The sequence below is a fragment of the Acinetobacter sp. TGL-Y2 genome, assembly GCF_001612555.1.
Lineage (GTDB): Bacteria > Pseudomonadota > Gammaproteobacteria > Pseudomonadales > Moraxellaceae > Acinetobacter.
Window position 1 is genome coordinate 3,262,592 of the sequence record NZ_CP015110.1, and the last position, 16,388, is coordinate 3,278,979.

General features: G+C 38.4%; 15 protein-coding genes. 13 read left to right on the forward strand and 2 right to left on the reverse strand.

Annotated elements, in window-relative coordinates; translation table 11 throughout:
* The first annotated feature begins 246 nt into the window (after positions 1–246).
* The 13 genes from ribBA to AMD27_RS15660 all read left to right on the forward strand — a co-directional run bounded on the left by ribBA (position 247) and on the right by AMD27_RS15660 (position 14,839).
* Positions 247–1,368: a bifunctional 3,4-dihydroxy-2-butanone-4-phosphate synthase/GTP cyclohydrolase II gene (gene ribBA, locus AMD27_RS15605; protein WP_067662313.1), complete on the forward strand. Its 1,122-nt coding sequence runs from the start codon at positions 247–249 to the stop codon at positions 1,366–1,368.
* 24 nt (positions 1,369–1,392) lie between these two features.
* The gene (gene ribE / locus AMD27_RS15610; RefSeq protein ID WP_067662316.1) at positions 1,393–1,863 is read left to right on the forward strand and encodes a 6,7-dimethyl-8-ribityllumazine synthase; all 471 of its coding nucleotides are present in this window, start codon (positions 1,393–1,395) and stop codon (positions 1,861–1,863) included.
* A 3-nt stretch (positions 1,864–1,866) separates the two neighbouring features.
* Entirely contained in the window at positions 1,867–2,316 is a 450-nt protein-coding gene (gene nusB, locus AMD27_RS15615; protein WP_067662320.1) for a transcription antitermination factor NusB, read from the forward strand.
* A 9-nt stretch (positions 2,317–2,325) separates the two neighbouring features.
* The gene (gene thiL / locus AMD27_RS15620) at positions 2,326–3,243 is read left to right on the forward strand and encodes a thiamine-phosphate kinase (protein WP_067662322.1); all 918 of its coding nucleotides are present in this window, start codon (positions 2,326–2,328) and stop codon (positions 3,241–3,243) included.
* Positions 3,221–3,742: a phosphatidylglycerophosphatase A gene (locus tag AMD27_RS15625; RefSeq protein WP_067662325.1), complete on the forward strand. Its 522-nt coding sequence runs from the start codon at positions 3,221–3,223 to the stop codon at positions 3,740–3,742. Before thiL ends, AMD27_RS15625 begins: the two co-directional genes overlap by 23 nt.
* 20 nt (positions 3,743–3,762) lie before the next feature.
* Positions 3,763–5,127 carry a bifunctional UDP-N-acetylglucosamine diphosphorylase/glucosamine-1-phosphate N-acetyltransferase GlmU gene (gene glmU, locus AMD27_RS15630; RefSeq protein ID WP_067662328.1) on the forward strand — a complete coding sequence of 455 codons (1,365 nt, stop codon included), beginning with the start codon at positions 3,763–3,765 and terminating at the stop codon, positions 5,125–5,127.
* Positions 5,128–5,139: 12 nt separating this feature from the next.
* Positions 5,140–6,978, forward strand: a complete 1,839-nt coding sequence (gene glmS / locus AMD27_RS15635) for a glutamine--fructose-6-phosphate transaminase (isomerizing) (protein WP_067662331.1) — start codon at positions 5,140–5,142, stop codon at positions 6,976–6,978.
* 152 nt (positions 6,979–7,130) lie between these two features.
* Positions 7,131–7,964 carry a heteromeric transposase endonuclease subunit TnsA gene (locus AMD27_RS15640; RefSeq protein WP_067662334.1) on the forward strand — a complete coding sequence of 278 codons (834 nt, stop codon included), beginning with the start codon at positions 7,131–7,133 and terminating at the stop codon, positions 7,962–7,964.
* The gene (locus AMD27_RS15645; RefSeq protein ID WP_067662337.1) at positions 7,948–10,035 is read left to right on the forward strand and encodes a DDE-type integrase/transposase/recombinase; all 2,088 of its coding nucleotides are present in this window, start codon (positions 7,948–7,950) and stop codon (positions 10,033–10,035) included. The genes AMD27_RS15640 and AMD27_RS15645 overlap by 17 nt, the downstream gene beginning before the upstream one ends.
* Before the next feature lies 1 nt (position 10,036).
* Positions 10,037–11,695, forward strand: a complete 1,659-nt coding sequence (locus AMD27_RS15650) for an AAA family ATPase (protein ID WP_067663085.1) — start codon at positions 10,037–10,039, stop codon at positions 11,693–11,695.
* Between the two features lie 12 nt (positions 11,696–11,707).
* Positions 11,708–13,231 (forward strand): TnsD family Tn7-like transposition protein, encoded by a 1,524-nt coding sequence (locus tag AMD27_RS15655; RefSeq protein ID WP_067662340.1) that lies wholly within the window; start codon positions 11,708–11,710, stop codon positions 13,229–13,231.
* A complete protein-coding gene (locus tag AMD27_RS19230; RefSeq protein WP_228140679.1) occupies positions 13,224–13,514 on the forward strand; it encodes a hypothetical protein in 291 nt (96 codons plus the stop codon). Before AMD27_RS15655 ends, AMD27_RS19230 begins: the two co-directional genes overlap by 8 nt.
* A gap of 11 nt (positions 13,515–13,525) precedes the next feature.
* Entirely contained in the window at positions 13,526–14,839 is a 1,314-nt protein-coding gene (locus tag AMD27_RS15660; RefSeq protein ID WP_228140680.1) for a Tn7-like element transposition protein TnsE, read from the forward strand.
* Between the two features lie 12 nt (positions 14,840–14,851).
* Here the strand turns inward: AMD27_RS15660 and AMD27_RS15665 are convergent, their stop codons facing one another.
* Positions 14,852–15,676, reverse strand: a complete 825-nt coding sequence (locus AMD27_RS15665) for a hypothetical protein (protein ID WP_067662343.1) — start codon at positions 15,674–15,676, stop codon at positions 14,852–14,854.
* A 9-nt stretch (positions 15,677–15,685) separates the two neighbouring features.
* The gene (locus tag AMD27_RS15670; protein WP_067662346.1) at positions 15,686–16,312 is read right to left on the reverse strand and encodes a hypothetical protein; all 627 of its coding nucleotides are present in this window, start codon (positions 16,310–16,312) and stop codon (positions 15,686–15,688) included.
* Positions 16,313–16,388 lie beyond the last annotated feature (76 nt).

Here is a 16,388-nt window from a genome sequence, read left to right on the forward strand (position 1 = left end):
TAAGTCTGGTTTTTTATGTTCGAGACTTTTTTTTGATTGATTATTTGAGGTAATTGATCACAACTTAATCTAAATTTGAATTTTTCAATTTTTGATGGCTTTTCAATACCTTCATAAAGTGTGTATAACAGTCTAGGCAAAGGGAACGTGATAAGCATAGGCAAAACGCGTAAAAAAGCGTTAGACTATGCCACAAATGAATTCAATGAAAATGTCATCACTGACAGAACAAGAAGGTGAAGGTTGATGCCGCTCAATACAGTTGAAGAGCTTGTAGCAGATATCCGTGCAGGTAAAATGGTTATCCTAATGGATGATGAAGACCGCGAAAATGAAGGCGATTTAGTGATCGCTGCCACGCACGTGCGCCCTGAAGACATCAACTTTATGATTACCCATGCGCGCGGTTTGGTCTGCTTAACGTTGAGTCGTGAGCGTTGCCAACAGTTGAATTTACCGCTGATGGTCGATGCAAATGGTGCACAGCACGGCACAAATTTCACGCTTTCGATTGAAGCAACCAACGGTATTACCACAGGCATTTCACCTGCTGAACGTGCACACACGATTCAAACTGCGGTTGCAGCACATGCTAAACCTGCTGATATTGTTCAACCAGGTCATATTTTCCCATTGATGGCGCAGCCCGGTGGCGTATTGCACCGTGCCGGTCACACTGAAGCAGGCTGTGATTTATCCCGCCTGGCAGGTTTAGAACCTGCATCGGTGATCTGTGAAATCATTAACGAAGACGGCAGCATGGCACGTCGTCCAGACCTTGAAGTCTTTGCAGAAAAACATGGTTTGAAAATTGGCACCATTGCAGACCTGATTCATTACCGTATGACCAATGAACAAACCGTTGAACGTATTGATCAGCAAAGTATCGATACCGAATATGGTCGTTTCGATTTGTATCGCTACCGTGAACTGGGTAACCCAGATATTCATTTGGCCTTGGTCAAAGGTCAGCCGAAAGATGGCATTACGACTGTTCGCGTACATGGTTTTAATCCGACCCGTGATTTGCTCAAACTGAATAAAGTAGACGGCGAAGCGGCATGGAATTTGGACAAAGCACTTAAAACCATTGCCAACAGCGACCGTGGCGTTCTGGTTTGGATTGGTCAACGTCACTTAAATGACTTGGGTACTGCACTTGAAGCACTGACCACACCAAAACCAACCAAATCAAACTCGGCACTGTCACAGCAATATCAAACGATTGGTGTAGGCGCACAGATCTTGCGTGATCTGGGTGTTGAAAAAATGAAGCTGTTAAGCTCTCCATTACGTTTTAATGCATTGTCTGGTTTTAACTTAGAAGTGGTGGAATATATCACTGCTGATCAAAGTTCTGTTCTATAACTCTTATTACATATTGAGGTTGCTATGGCAATTCGCCGTATTGAAGGTTTACTACATCTCGCGAGCGAAGATCGTTACGCGATTTTAGTTGGTCGTTTTAACAGCTTTGTTGTAGAACATTTATTAGAAGGTGCAATTGATACGTTGCATCGTCATGGTGTATCCGACGATAATATCACTGTCGTTCATGCACCAGGCGCATGGGAGCTTCCTGTAGTTGCAAAGAAACTCGCAAATTCAGGCAACTTCGATGCCGTCATCGCTCTAGGCGCAGTCATTCGTGGAAGCACTCCACACTTTGACTTCGTTGCAGGCGAATGTGCCAAAGGTTTAGGTGTAGTTGGTTTAGATACTGGCTTACCGGTAATCAATGGTGTATTGACTACGGACAGTATTGAACAGGCGATTGAACGCTCTGGTACAAAAGCAGGCAATAAAGGTGGTGAAGCTGCCCTTACTGCAATTGAAATGGTTAATTTGCTAAAGGCGATCTAAAGCATGTCGCAGACACTCCAAGCTACTTATGCAGCTAAACGCAAAGCACGTCGTTTTGCTGTACAAGGGATTTATGAATGGCAAATGAGCCACAACCCGATGCACGAAATCGAAGCCCGCACGCGTGCTGAAAATGCCATGCATAAAGTGGATCTAAGCTATTATCATGAATTGCTCACGCAAGTGATTGCAGATCATGAAGCATTGGATGCGTTATTAATGCCAGTACTTGATCGCGAGATCAGTGCACTGGACGGTGTTGAACTTGCAACCTTGCGCCTTGGCGCATACGAATTGAAAGAGCATCTTGAAATTCCGTATCGTGTTGTATTGGACGAAGCTATTGAATTAGCGAAACACTTTGGTGGAGCCGACAGTCACAAATACATCAATGGTGTATTAGACCGTTTAGCGCAAAGCCTACGTGAAGCAGAAAAGCAACAAGCGAAGTAAGTTGCGAATATGGCTGAGTTTTCTATCATTGATTCCTATTTCAACCGACCGAGTTTAAATTCAGTCGATTTAGGTGTCGGTGATGACTCAGCCCTGCTCACCCCCCCTTCAAACCAACAATTGGTCATTTGTGCAGATACCCTTGTTGCAGGACGACATTTTCCGCTTGATACATCTCCCCATGCAATTGGTTGGAAATGTGTTGCCGTAAACTTATCTGATATTGCTGCTATGGGCGCAAAGCCACATAGTATTTTACTCGCCTTAAGCTTACCCCAAATTGATCATGACTGGCTAAAAGGCTTTAGTCAGGGTTTATATGATTGTTGCGATCAATTTGGCGTGAGTTTAATTGGTGGAGATACCACCCAAAGCCCGCATCTCACCTTGTCAGTCACCGCTTTAGGTTGGATTGAACACGGTAAAGCCATTCCACGCTCAGGTGCTCAAGTGGGTGACTTAGTGGTGGTCAGTGGCACAGTAGGTGATGCAGCTTTTGCTTTACAACATTTAGGGCATCCCTTACAGACACGTTTGGATTATCCCACACCGCGCTGTGAATTGGGTCAAGCGCTAAAAAATCTTGCCTCAAGTATGATTGATGTCTCTGACGGTTTAGCCCAAGATTTAGGGCATATTTTAAAAGCATCGAAAATAGGTGCCACACTCGAGCTGGATCAGCTACCTTTAAGTAAGACCTTGCAATCGCTACAAAATGAGCAAAAATGGCAATACGCTTTGGCAGGTGGTGATGACTACGAGTTATGTTTTACAATAAGTCCTCAAAACTACGCGACGTTGTTGCAGAATAATCCTCATACGCCAACTACAATCATCGGGCATATTCAACCAGAATTAGGTTTGCGTTTGCAAAAAGATGGCTTAGACCACGCCCTTCATTTCCATGGATACCAACACTTTGTCTAAACCGCCTATTAATTTTAAAAACATGACAGTGTCAGAGCGCTGTATTGTGTTCTGTGGCGTGGGTTTTGGTTCTGGATTACTGCCTAAAGCGCCAGGTACTTTTGGTTCAGCCTTTGCACTTTTGTTTGTGCCTGTGTTTATGGCGATAGGTTTTAACGCAAGCGTGATCGCAATCATGATTATGTCACTTATGGGTATTTATATTTGCGGTCGTACCGCCGATATTATGGGTGTGCATGACGATGGACGAATTGTCTGGGATGAATTTGCAGGACAATCGATTACCTTCTTACCCCTCATTTATTTGGGACTCATGAATTGGGTCTGGTTATTGGTGGGTTTTGGTTTATTTCGTCTGTTTGATGTGTGGAAACCTTGGCCGATTCGTGTCATTGATCGTCAGGTTGATGGTGGCTTTGGGATTATGTTTGATGATTTAATTGCCGGCTTATGGGCAGCAATTTGCATTATAATTTACTTATATATTGATATGGCTTAAGCCAAGTTTCAGGGTGTTTTATGTCAACCACTGTCGTCATTCTTGCTGCAGGCAAAGGAACGCGCATGCGTTCAAAGCTACCGAAAGTGTTGCAGCCATTAGCAGGACGACCACTTCTTGGTCATGTAATTGAAACCGCAAAAAAAATACACGCTCAAAATATTATTACCATTTTTGGTCACGGAGGCCATTTAGTTCAAAACGCCTTTTCTCATGAAGATATTCAATGGGTTGAACAAACTGAACAGCTCGGTACAGGTCATGCCGTTAAAGTAACGTTGCCTGTATTGCCCAAAGACGGTATGTCACTTATTTTGTCTGGCGACGTGCCTTGTGTTCAACAGAGTACCTTGCAACGTTTGGTTGAGGTTTCAACAGAAACAGGGATTGGAATCGTCACCTTAACTCTAGCTGATTCAACCGGCTATGGTCGTATTGTACGTAGCAACAATAAAATCCAAGCGATTGTTGAACACAAAGATGCAACCCCTGAACAACATCAAATTAAAGAAATCAATACTGGAATTTACTGTGTCAGTAATGCCAAATTGCATGAATGGCTACCTAAACTGAATAATAACAATGCACAAGGTGAATATTACCTGACTGACATCATTGCGATGGCGTTAGAAGATGGTTTAGAGATCGCGTCGATCCAACCTGAAATGGCTTTTGAAGTAGAAGGCGTCAATGATCGCGTACAACTTGCAGCACTGGAACGTGAATTTCAAAGTTATCAAGCCAAAGAATTGATGAAACAAGGTGTACACCTGATTGACCCTGCACGTTTTGATTTACGTGGTCAGCTTCAGGTCGGTCAAGATGTCCGTATCGATATCAATGTGATCATTGAAGGTGAATGTAGCTTCGGTGATAATGTCGACATTGGCGCAGGTTGTATCATTAAAAATACCCATATTGCGGCAGGAACCAAAGTTCAAGCCTATAGCATTTTTGACAATGCAGTGATTGGTGAAAATGTTCAGATTGGCCCTTTTGCGCGTTTGCGTCCAGGTGCAAACTTAGCGGCTGACGTTCATATTGGCAACTTTGTTGAAGTCAAAAACTCAAGCATTGGACTCGGCTCTAAAGCCAATCACTTTAGTTATTTAGGTGATGCTGAAATCGGTGCTGGGTCAAATATTGGTGCAGGTACAATTACCTGTAACTATGACGGCGCAAATAAGCATAAAACAGTGATTGGTGATAACGCCTTTATTGGCACCAACAACTCATTGGTTGCGCCAGTAAAAATTGGGCATGGTGCGACCACAGGTGCAGGTTCTGTCATTACCCATGATGTTGCAAACAACAGTCTAGCTGTTGAGCGTGCTAAACAAATTTCTAAAGAAAATTATCAACGTCCCCAAAAGACTAAGAATTAAGAGGTTATTACTATGTGCGGTATTGTTGGTGGCGTTGCTGAACGAAGCATTACAAATATTTTAATTGAAGGTCTAAAACGCCTTGAATATCGTGGTTATGACTCTGCAGGACTTGCCCTGATCAATCAAGGTCAAGTGTTACGTGAACGTCGTGTCGGTAAGGTTGTAAACCTTGAAGAAGCGGTGAATGGCGCAGAACTGATCGGTTCTTTGGGCATTGCACATACGCGCTGGGCAACACATGGCAAACCAACTGAAGACAATGCGCATCCGCATATTTCAGGTCAGGTGGCCGTGGTACATAACGGTATTATTGAAAACTACCAAGAGCTCAAAGATGACCTCGAAGCTTTGGGCTATGTCTTTACCTCGCAGACAGACACTGAAGTGGTGGCGCATTTGGTCAATGATGCGCTGAAATCAAGCCCCGATTTGATGCACGCTGTTGAACAAGTGGTTCCTCAGCTTAAAGGTGCTTATGCTCTGGGTATCGTACATACTGATTATCCAAATGAGTTGATCACGGTGCGTGAAGGTTCGCCTTTGGTGATTGGGGTCGGTATTGGCGAGAACTTTATCAGTTCAGATCAATTGGCTTTACTGCCTATTACCAATCGCTTTATTTACCTTGAAGAAGGCGATATTGCACGTTTAACCCGTGATTCGATTGAAGTCTTTGTCGGTGGAAAAAGGGTTGATCGTCCTGTAAAAGAACTCGATGCAACGGTCAGCAATGCCTCAAAAGGTGAATATAAGCATTACATGCTCAAAGAAATCTATGAGCAACCTGAAGCGATTCAGCAAACAATTTCTCAAGCATTAAATGGCAATCAACTGCGCGATGACTTCTTAAAAAATGCCGATGCAGATTTCAGTCAAATCCAAAATGTGCAAATCATTGCCTGCGGTACCAGTTACCATGCCGGCATGATTGCAAAATATTGGTTTGAACAGCTGATCAATTTGCCTTGCCAAGTCGAAATTGCGAGTGAATTCCGCTACCGTACCCCTGTAATTGTGAACAATACGCTTTATGTATGTATCTCTCAATCAGGTGAAACAGCGGACACTTTAGCGGCTTTACGGGATACACAAAAACGTGCGCTTGCTAAAAACATTAATATTACAACATTGACCATTTGTAACGTTGCAACCTCGTCAATGGTCCGTGAAACCAACCACAGTCTCTTGACATTGGCAGGTCCTGAAATTGGTGTAGCATCAACCAAAGCCTTTACCACGCAGCTTGCAGCACTGATGCTATTGGTCCTTAAAGTGGGTCAGGTCAAGCAAAGTATTTTTGAAACAACAGTTTCTGAAATTATTTCTGACTTGTGGCATCTCCCTAAGGTTATTTTAGATACATTGCAAAAAGACAAAGAAATTCTGCGTTTGTCTGAGTTATTTGTTGAAAAGAACCATTGCTTATTCTTAGGTCGTGGTACTGAGTTCCCAATCGCACTTGAAGGCGCATTGAAACTTAAAGAAATCTCATACATCCATGCTGAAGGTTATGCTGCGGGTGAACTTAAACATGGCCCATTGGCATTGGTGGATAACGATATGCCAGTGGTCATTCTTGCGCCAAAAGACGATATGCTCGATAAACTTAAATCGAACATGGAAGAAGTTCAAGCACGTGGCGGTGAACTGTTTGTCTTTGCAGATGAAACCAGTGGCATTAAAGAAAAAGACCGCCAACACGTGGTATTAGTGCCGAATGTGGGTGCTCTGCTTGCGCCAATCGTGTACAGCATTCCAGTACAGCTGTTGTCTTACCACGTGGCGGTGTTACGTGGTACGGATGTAGACCAACCAAGAAACCTCGCAAAATCGGTGACAGTTGAATAAGTTATTGTTTTTATTAATTTATTTTTGTATGAGAGTAATAAAGTTTCATACTAAGTAATAAAGTCTCATACTGAGTAATAAAGTGTAATACTGAATTGCTCAAAAAATCCACACAAGCTATGCTCTAAACAGCATGATGTGTGGATTTTTTTATGGCTAACTTTAAGAACATACAAAATCATGAACTCAAAATTCAAAAGTGGATTAAAGAAGGACGAGGACAGGGTTTTGGAAATAACTATAAGCCTTGGATCACAATTCGAGATGTGAGTTCAGAAGGACGATCTCACCGAGTTTTTGGTCATAAGAGCCAAAGAACTCATCATCTGTTATCTGATTTAGAACTTTCTGCTTTTTTATTACTAGAATGGCATTTCAGTACTATCGATATTAGGGAGCAGTATCCTTTAGACCTTGAACATACCTTAGAAATTGCTGAATCAATTAGAATCCCCCATCCTAAACTTGGAAAACACTATCAAATAATGACTAGTGATTTCTTGGTAGATACAAATAATTCAAAATCTCCTAAATTTGCAGTCCAAGTAAAATATTCAAATGCTCTCAATGACCCACGCACAATCGAAAAAATAGAAATTGAACGACAGTATTGGAAACAACAAAATGTTCCCTTTTATATTTTCACTGAACATCAAGTCCCTTTAATTGTCAGTCAAAATATTCAATGGTTGTACAGTTCTCTAAGTACTTTAGAACTTAGTGGTCAAGATACATTACATAAACTTAACTTCTATTCTGATATTTTCAAAAATAATAAGTCTAAAAAAATTAATGAATTGGCAAGATTTATTGATCAAAAATATCAATTTGAAATGGGGCGATCTCTAAGAGAAATTAGAGATTTACTCGCTCAACGTTATTTCACATTTGATCTTAATATTTCTTTTAAAGATTTGAAAACTGATCACATTCAATCAGGCCAGATCAATATTTGGAATGAGGTGCTTCATGCTGAAAATCAATGAAGTATTAAGCTTTGAGGAATCGTCATTTAGAGTTTTAACTATTCTACCCCATTCTGTGATTTGGATTAATCTCGACCTAGAGAATGCTTTTCCTATCGAAGTAAGTAAAACTGAGATACTGAAAGGCTTAGAAGATTTAAGTATTCAAAGAGAATCTGACCCGCACCAATCAATTGCTTTTATTCAATCAGAGAAGGGATCAATACAAGAAACTAAACGTGACCAAAACTATGCTCTTATTCATCCTTTAATTTCTCATGAATTATTTTTTATCCCAGCTCAAAGAGGCAAAATAATTGATGAAATTATGTCTCAGCATCGAGTAACTAAACAAACAATTTATCGCTTAATTCGAAGATATTGGCAAAGAGGACAAACGCCTAATGCTCTGCTTCCAGACTATAGGAATAGTGGCGCTAAAGGGCAAAAAAGAACACCTAAAGACAAAAAACTAGGACGACCACGTATCTATAATAATGAACAAGGCATTAATGTCACTGAAGATATTGAAAAGCTCTTTTATCGCACAATTAAATTATTCTTCTTGAAAGACAATCAGCATTCACTCCCCTTTGTTTATCGAAAATTTCAAACCACATATAAAAATCTGTATCCCGATACAATTGAGGCAGATATTCCTACCATATGGCAATTTAAATATTATTACGAAAAGGAATTTAAAAAAATTGAGAGCATTAAGGCTCGTATTAGCACTTCTAACTATCGTAAAGACCATCGTCCATTACAATCGACATCAACTTCTCAGGCCTTAGGACCTGGTTCTCGTTATGAAATTGATGCAACGATCGCAGATATTTACCTCGTTTCTAATACCAATCCCAATAGTATTGTTGGAAGACCCACTATTTATTTTGTTATCGATGTATTTAGCCGCCTCGTTACTGGTTTTTACATTGGTTTTGAATCTCCATCTTACTTAGCAGCCATTCAAGCACTTAATCTGGCGATGACCGATAAAGTTAAATATTGTGCTGAATATGGTATCAACATTCAGTCAGAAGACTGGCCAGCAATTGGTTTACCTGATGCACTACTTGCTGATCGAGGTGAATTACTTGGCTATCAGGTTGAAGCTTTAGAAAAAACATTTGCTGTAAGGATTGAGAATGCACCTGCAAGACGAGGAGATGCAAAAGGCATCGTAGAACAAGCATTCAATACTTATCAGGCTTATTTTAAAAAAGAAGGTAAAGGAAAAGGTGTAGTCGAAGGTACTATCGTAAAAAAGACAGGTGGTAGAGATTACCGTCAAGATGCAACGCTAAACATCCATGAATTTACTGAAATTATTCTTGCCTGCATCATCTCGCATAATCAATTTCATGTTTTAAAAACATATGATCGTGAAGCAGATATTCCAAATAGTGTACCAACTATTCCCTTACATTTATGGAATTGGGGCATTCAAAATAGAACTGGGAAATTACGAAGTGTTTCTGAAGAAGCTCTCAAAATTGCATTGTTACCACGGACTAAAATTACAATATCTGATTTAGGTATCAAAGCATTTGGAGTTTTTTATCTAGCCAAAGAAATACTTGACCTTGGTTGGTTACATCGAAAAACAGAGCGTTCTCGTCCTCAAAACCTCGAAGCAGCATATGACCCTTACTCTATGAACAAAATTTATATTTTTCCGCATAGCAATAGCCTTGAGTACTGGATAGGCAGTATTTCTTCTCGATCACGAGAATTTATAGATTGTTCTTTTTGGGAAATCAAAGAAAAACAAAAAGCTCAAAAAGAAAATCTAGTCGAATATGAGCTCGAAGCATCGAAAAAGCGAAGGGAACTTGAAACAGTTATAAGCACGAAACTTAAAACCAAGACTGCGAAAAGTCCACTTAAACCTTCTCAACGTATTTCTGAAATATCTATAAATAAAGCAAAAGAAAAAAGTATTGAGCGTAAAGGTAAAGTACAACAGCAAAAAATAATAAATACGAACATTATTCCAATGCCTAAAGCAAAAATATCTAGCATCCCACAAGACACTGAAGCTGTTCACTACCCCGATCTTACAGATGAATTATTTGGTGAAGATGACTAAAATGAATTTACCGTTGAATTTTATTAGAGCAACTTACACCCCTAGCTTTGGCGAATATGAGGGAAATCCATTTATCGAAGCACTTCCACCAATTATGCAGGAAGTTTCAGATATCAAAGAAAATCTGATTGGAAAAGTGGATTATGATCCTGAAGATATTCTTAGATCTAAAAATGAAAGGATTCATCTTACAGCCCAACTCCTTCATCAATTTTTTCAGCCAATAACACGACATATCTCTTTAGAATCAAAAATATCTATATTGATACGCAAGGGCTATATAGGACGTAACATTGCTGATGGGAAATTACATCAACATTTGCAAAACGGCTATGAACGTATCATGTCTGGTGAGATTAATGCTTTTCGCTTTGAAGCACCTCAGTCAACAGCTTTAAGTTACTCTCTCATTGGATGTTCTGGAAGTGGTAAAAGTACAACGCTACACCGCATTTTGAACCTTTACCCTCAAGTGATTTATCATGAAAAATATAATTTTACACAGCTCGTTTATCTCAAAATAGACTGCCCTCATGATGGTTCACTTAAAAATCTATGTTTACATTTCTTCAAAGCGATTGATGTTGCATTAGGAACAGATTTTGAAAGAAAAGTTGCTCTAAAAAGATTAGGAATCGAAGCTCTTTTAAATTATATGCGTCAAATTACAAATACCTATGCGATTGGGGTACTCGTCATTGATGAAATCCAGCATTTAAGTGTCAAGAATTCGGGTGGTGCAGAGAAAATGCTTAATTTTTTTGTCACTTTAATCAATGTAGTAGGTCTACCCGTAGTCATGGTGGGTACACCTAAAGCCAAATTTATCTTTGACGGTGATTTACGCTCAGCTCGTCGTGGAGCAGGATTTGGAGCTGATATATGGGAACCAATGAAGAATACCGTTCCTTCTTCAAATACTTCGAACAGAGCAGAATGGACAGCCTTTACCAATGCTCTTTGGAAATACCAATGGCTGACCAACAAAGAACAGCATCTAAGTGATGAAATTAGAAACTGTTGGTATGAGCTATCTCAAGGTGTGCTTGATATTGTGGTCAAACTTTTTGTTTTAGCTCAAGGTCGAACGATCATGACACGATTGGAAAGAATTACCCCAAGTTTACTTAGACAAGTCTATGAGGATGAACTCAAATTTGTCCATCCTATGATTGAAGCACTTAAATCAGGAGATCCCAATCGAATTGCACTCTACTCAGATTTAACGATTCCTCATGTTGATAAAACCTTACTTTTATTACAGCAAAAAATAGAAGAAGAACAAGAAAAAATTGAAACATATAGCGGTAACCAGCAAGCGCAAAGGCTGCATCACTTGCTTGTTGCTACAGGTTATACAGAACAAAAAGTTATTGCTTCAATCAAAAAAGCTTTTAATGATTTTCCTCATTTAAACATGCAAGAATTGATGCCGATTGTGTCTAATTGGCTTATGGAAATAAAATTAGATAACAGCCTTAGCAATACCTCACCTGCAACAAACACTCGTAAGAGATTAAAACAAGATGAATGGATGAGCTTACCCTCAGATGACTTGAGGTTTAAATTTTCTCAAAAAGAAAAAGGACAAGATCTTTATGACATTCTGGAATCAAGCAATCTAATTTTTGATACTCAAACTTGGTTACAGTCAATGTAGTAGAAGACTTGCATGTTGAACTTTCCTAATCCCTATCCGAATGAACTCATGTACAGCACCATTGCAAGAGCTGGAGTTCACCATGCCATTACAAGTCCTAAACAACTACTTGATGAAGTATTTAATAATCGAAAAGTCATAGCCACGATCGATCTACCGAACCATCTTTTATGCATTTTGAAACATCTATCCCCTAGCTATACACTTGAAGAACTAATTTACGAAAACACCCTTTTTCCAATATATGCACTGTTCTCTTCAGAAAGTACACGTCTGCGTTGCCTTAAATGGATGGGGAGCCAGTCAAAAGGTTCTATTCATTTAGCATTAGGAGTTGCGGCATCCAAAGTTAAGCAGATAACAACGCATCGATATTGTCGCCATTGCTTAGAAGAACAATATCACCAATATGGAGAATTTTTTTGGTCAAGACTTTGGTACATTCAAGGTGCAAATTGCTGTAGCAAACATAAAGTTAAATTGTCAGAATTTTTACAACCAGCCCATTTGAATGGACGACATCAATTTATTCCTGCAAGTTTTATCCTGGATCGCAAGCAACCTCATAACCCTGCTCATGAATTAGATCTAATCGTGAGTAGGCGTGTTGATGAGCTGTTAAAGCTTCCTCCCACAAAATCACCTACGTTCCATCAATGGAGTCAATTTTATCAACGTATTGCAAAGCGATTAGGTTTCAACAAAGGTTCTAAACACATTGATTATTCAAAAATTGATGTAGTAGTTATAAAAAAATGGGATCTAAAATGGTTACAGCAACATCACCTAGATGAACTGAAATCTGAAACATGTTGGCTTAGAGCTATCTTTAGAAAGCATCGTAAGTCATTCAGTTATCTTGAACATATTATTGTCTTAGAGACGTTTTCCCCTAAAGGCTGGACATGGGTAGCCATTCTGGATGAAATTCATCAATTGCCTGCTAAGCCCACTAATACTGATACACCTATTCAAAGAACTAAGTACAAAGACATATTGATACTCAAAGAAAAACGTAATGAATGGCTGTGTTTGATTCAAAATTTTGGAATAAAACCGTCTAGAGTCAAAAATGCTGCTTTATATGCATGGCTTTATCGCAATGATAAAACTTGGTTACTAACAAAAAATAGAAGCTTTCACGCTTTGCCCACAAGCATTTCCAAGAAAGTAGATTGGCCTCTGAGGGATTGGCTGATGGTGAGGCGATTATTCAAAATATTCTATCAATCATTAGACGATTTGAGTTTACCTAGGCAATCTAGAAACTGGTATCTAAGGCAACTACCGCAACACGCCACCGTAGAAAAAAATCTATATCAGCTTCCCTTAACACATAAATTTCTGAGCACTTTTTCAGAAGATATTAGCAGTTATCAAATCCGTAGAATTACTCGAACGATTATTCAATTTGAAAAAAATAATCAATGCCAAGCTGGTTGGCAATTATTACGACATTCAGGATTAAGTGAAGAAAGACTAACAGATGAAGCACTCAAATTCCTAAATCAAATTAAAAGGATTAATCATGGCTAAGATAAGTCACATCGCTAAGAATATGAAAATAAAAAAGATTGGCTCTTTGTTTAAAAAACATAACTCAGGCAGTTGGGCAATAAATCTAGCTTTGGAAGATGAAAATAAAGTACCTGAGACAACTTCCACTAACTTTTCTAATGCAAAGTTATTAAGAAAAAAAGTCACATCAACCCTACCCAAGAATATCCTAAAGGCTACAATTTACGCTTTAAAATTAGTTCAATTCAAGATTGGCTATCCTCTGTCAATAATTCAAACTTACCCAAAGGAAAGTTTGTAGAACATTATTTCTTGTTTGATGCAGTTCGTGTGGATCAATTCGGTCAGCCTATGTCCGAAACCATCAAAATTAAACTTCCACAATTCGAACTTGCTCGATCTCTTTTTTTCTACACTCCATATTTAGCAAGATCAGCAATAATAGAGAATAGTTTGAGTATTGATTTCGATATCGTTTCAAATCGAGATCACTTCCTCATCAATATTTTGCCAGCCTGCTCATACCCAATTTCGCATTTCAACGATGCAGGCATACGACGGATCTTATCTTGGATTCTTCTTGATCCTGATATTCGACAATCTTTTGAAAGTATTAGTCAGTTTTGTACGCAATATGGCTATGACGCTGACCAATACCGTATATGGAGTTTTTGTTTTAATCCGCCCCAACTCAATGGAGTGATCTTTGATACATATGGCTATTACAAAGCTGAAACATCAGAATTTTTTGTAAATGAAATATCAGGTTTCAAAAGAATCTCAAGTCGTATTTCAAAAGAAGTCGAGTTCTATAGCGATAAATTAATTGAGTCTAAATCAGGTGGGAAAGGTCAAAACTCTTCAGGAACTAAAAATAATGGAAAGGAACCGACCATCAAAGATGAGGAAGATGGCAATAGCGATGATGTTCAAATCATTGATGTTGTACCGACACACTTCGACTTCCTAGAAGCCATTGAAACAAGGAAAACATCTAAAAAAACTAGGCATAGAAACCATGGTACGAAAGATCAGGAATTACCATCTACCAAAGAACCGTCAGGTGTTAGCACTAATGAACCTATTTCTGAGGGCGCTGTCCCCTCGGCTGAATTTAATGGTGTTGAGGATGAAACTGAAGATCTTCATCTTTATCTTGATCGTTTCTCTGCATTTCAACAAATGATTGATTTGTTTTGCAAAGAAAACTCTATTAAAAATTTTAACTTTCAACTTCACAAATTACCTAACATTCAAGGCCACTCCAAACATATAAAGACTGATGGTAATCCTAGATGTGTCGCAGAAGTCAGTTTTCAATTTAATGGTCAAAATATTGTGATCTTAGAAGTAGATACTTCTGACAATAAGAAACCTCTCTCAACTCGTGTTTTATCGATTAAAGATACAAATCAATGGAATACCGTTGATCGAGCAAAAGTACTTGAGTTAGTAGTTACTCAATGTTTACGTTGGCCCAAAGGGATCTTTAAGCATATTAGCTTTAAAAATAGCGCATTAAACCATCCTAGAATGGACATTAAAAACCAGCAAATTTCTAATCAAGAGTTGATTGGGTGGGCATCACGTTTATCTAGAACAATGTACCCAGATACAACCATTTAGACTCGATCCTACTTAAACAGGAACATAAGCCTGAGCTAAACGCTTTTCTGTGGAAGCCTGTGTTGTGTAGAAACGCTCTTGGGTGGCATATACAAAATTCTTTAAAGATTCTTCGTCTGTAATCGTGTATTTACCATTTGCATCCATAGGTAAGCCCAAGGTTTGAATATAGATATGTAAGTTTTTTTGAACTTGAGTACTATATGCATTGTAAGTATCTAATGCTTTAGCAATATTCTTCCGATTCGGAATGCCTACTTTATCTACGGTATATGAAGGATCAACAGCTAGTAGACCACCTAACTGAAAGAACTGTGTTACTTCCGCTGTTGTAGCAGCTCTATAAAGCGTATTCAATCCTTTAAAAATACTATTCATGGCACTTAAGCTTTTAAAATATAAATACCCTGTGCTTTTATCAAAGATTGCATCTGGAGAGTCTGCTAAAACTACAATAGGATTATCCAATACTTCAGGCTGATTTGAAAAACTTAGAGTCTTTCTATAAATTTTTGCGCTAGGTAAAACTTTTTGGATATAGTAAAAATCATCGGTCTGACGCTTGAAAATTAAATACTTAATATCTTTGTACTGAGTACCATTGATCGTAGGCAATGAAGTATTTACTTTTTTTTCTAATTCCAGAATAGGGTTTGTTATATCAGTCAACGTGTTTAAGTCCACTTTAAACCAATCACCATTTTGAGCTATTGCTGTTGGTGTATAAGAAATAGTATTTAAAGTAGTCGGTAATAAACCAGCATAAAAATCAGGACAATTCTGACCCGACAAAACGATATGAAACTTTGCATTATTTCGTGAATACAGAAAATTCATTACCACCCCTTAGTCTAAAATTAAAAATGTATATTCATTCACTTTTGTAAGAGCAATATAACTTCGCATATCACCATTACCATCTTCAAAAAGCTCATCAATAGTTTTTATTTCCCTCTTAGAAATCACCAAAAATTTTGAATCATCTATATTTTTTATAAAATAAAATCTATATCCCAATACTAAAAAGATTGGATTAAAGTAAAAAAATCGAGTCCTAGCTAGGACTATTAGCATTAATACAAAGAAAAGTAAGAATGACTTCAATGTAGGTAAACTAATGGCAACAAATGCATAACCTAAATAAATTGGAAGATAAAAGTCATTTGCCTGCTCAAATTCTTTTACTTTTTTTCTCTCTATAACATCCTGATCTAAATACTTTAAGCTAAATCTAATCGAAAAAAATGAAAGAAACAGCAAAGCTATAAAATAAATCACATAAGCAACATACGTGACTGACTCAGTGATAAATTTTTCACTAAATCTAAAATTTTCAATGCTTATTAAAAGTGAGATTAGGTACTTGACCCACTCCCACCTCAACCAAACTGTCTCTTCATGAGAAATAAGAAAAATTAATCCGGCTAAGGCGATGGAGATAGCAGTCAAAACTATATGTAATGCATGTTTCATGCTAAATCTCCATCTGCAATCAAAGTCTATTGTGCTTAATTTTCATCCCATTTCATAGCATAAAGAGACACAACTT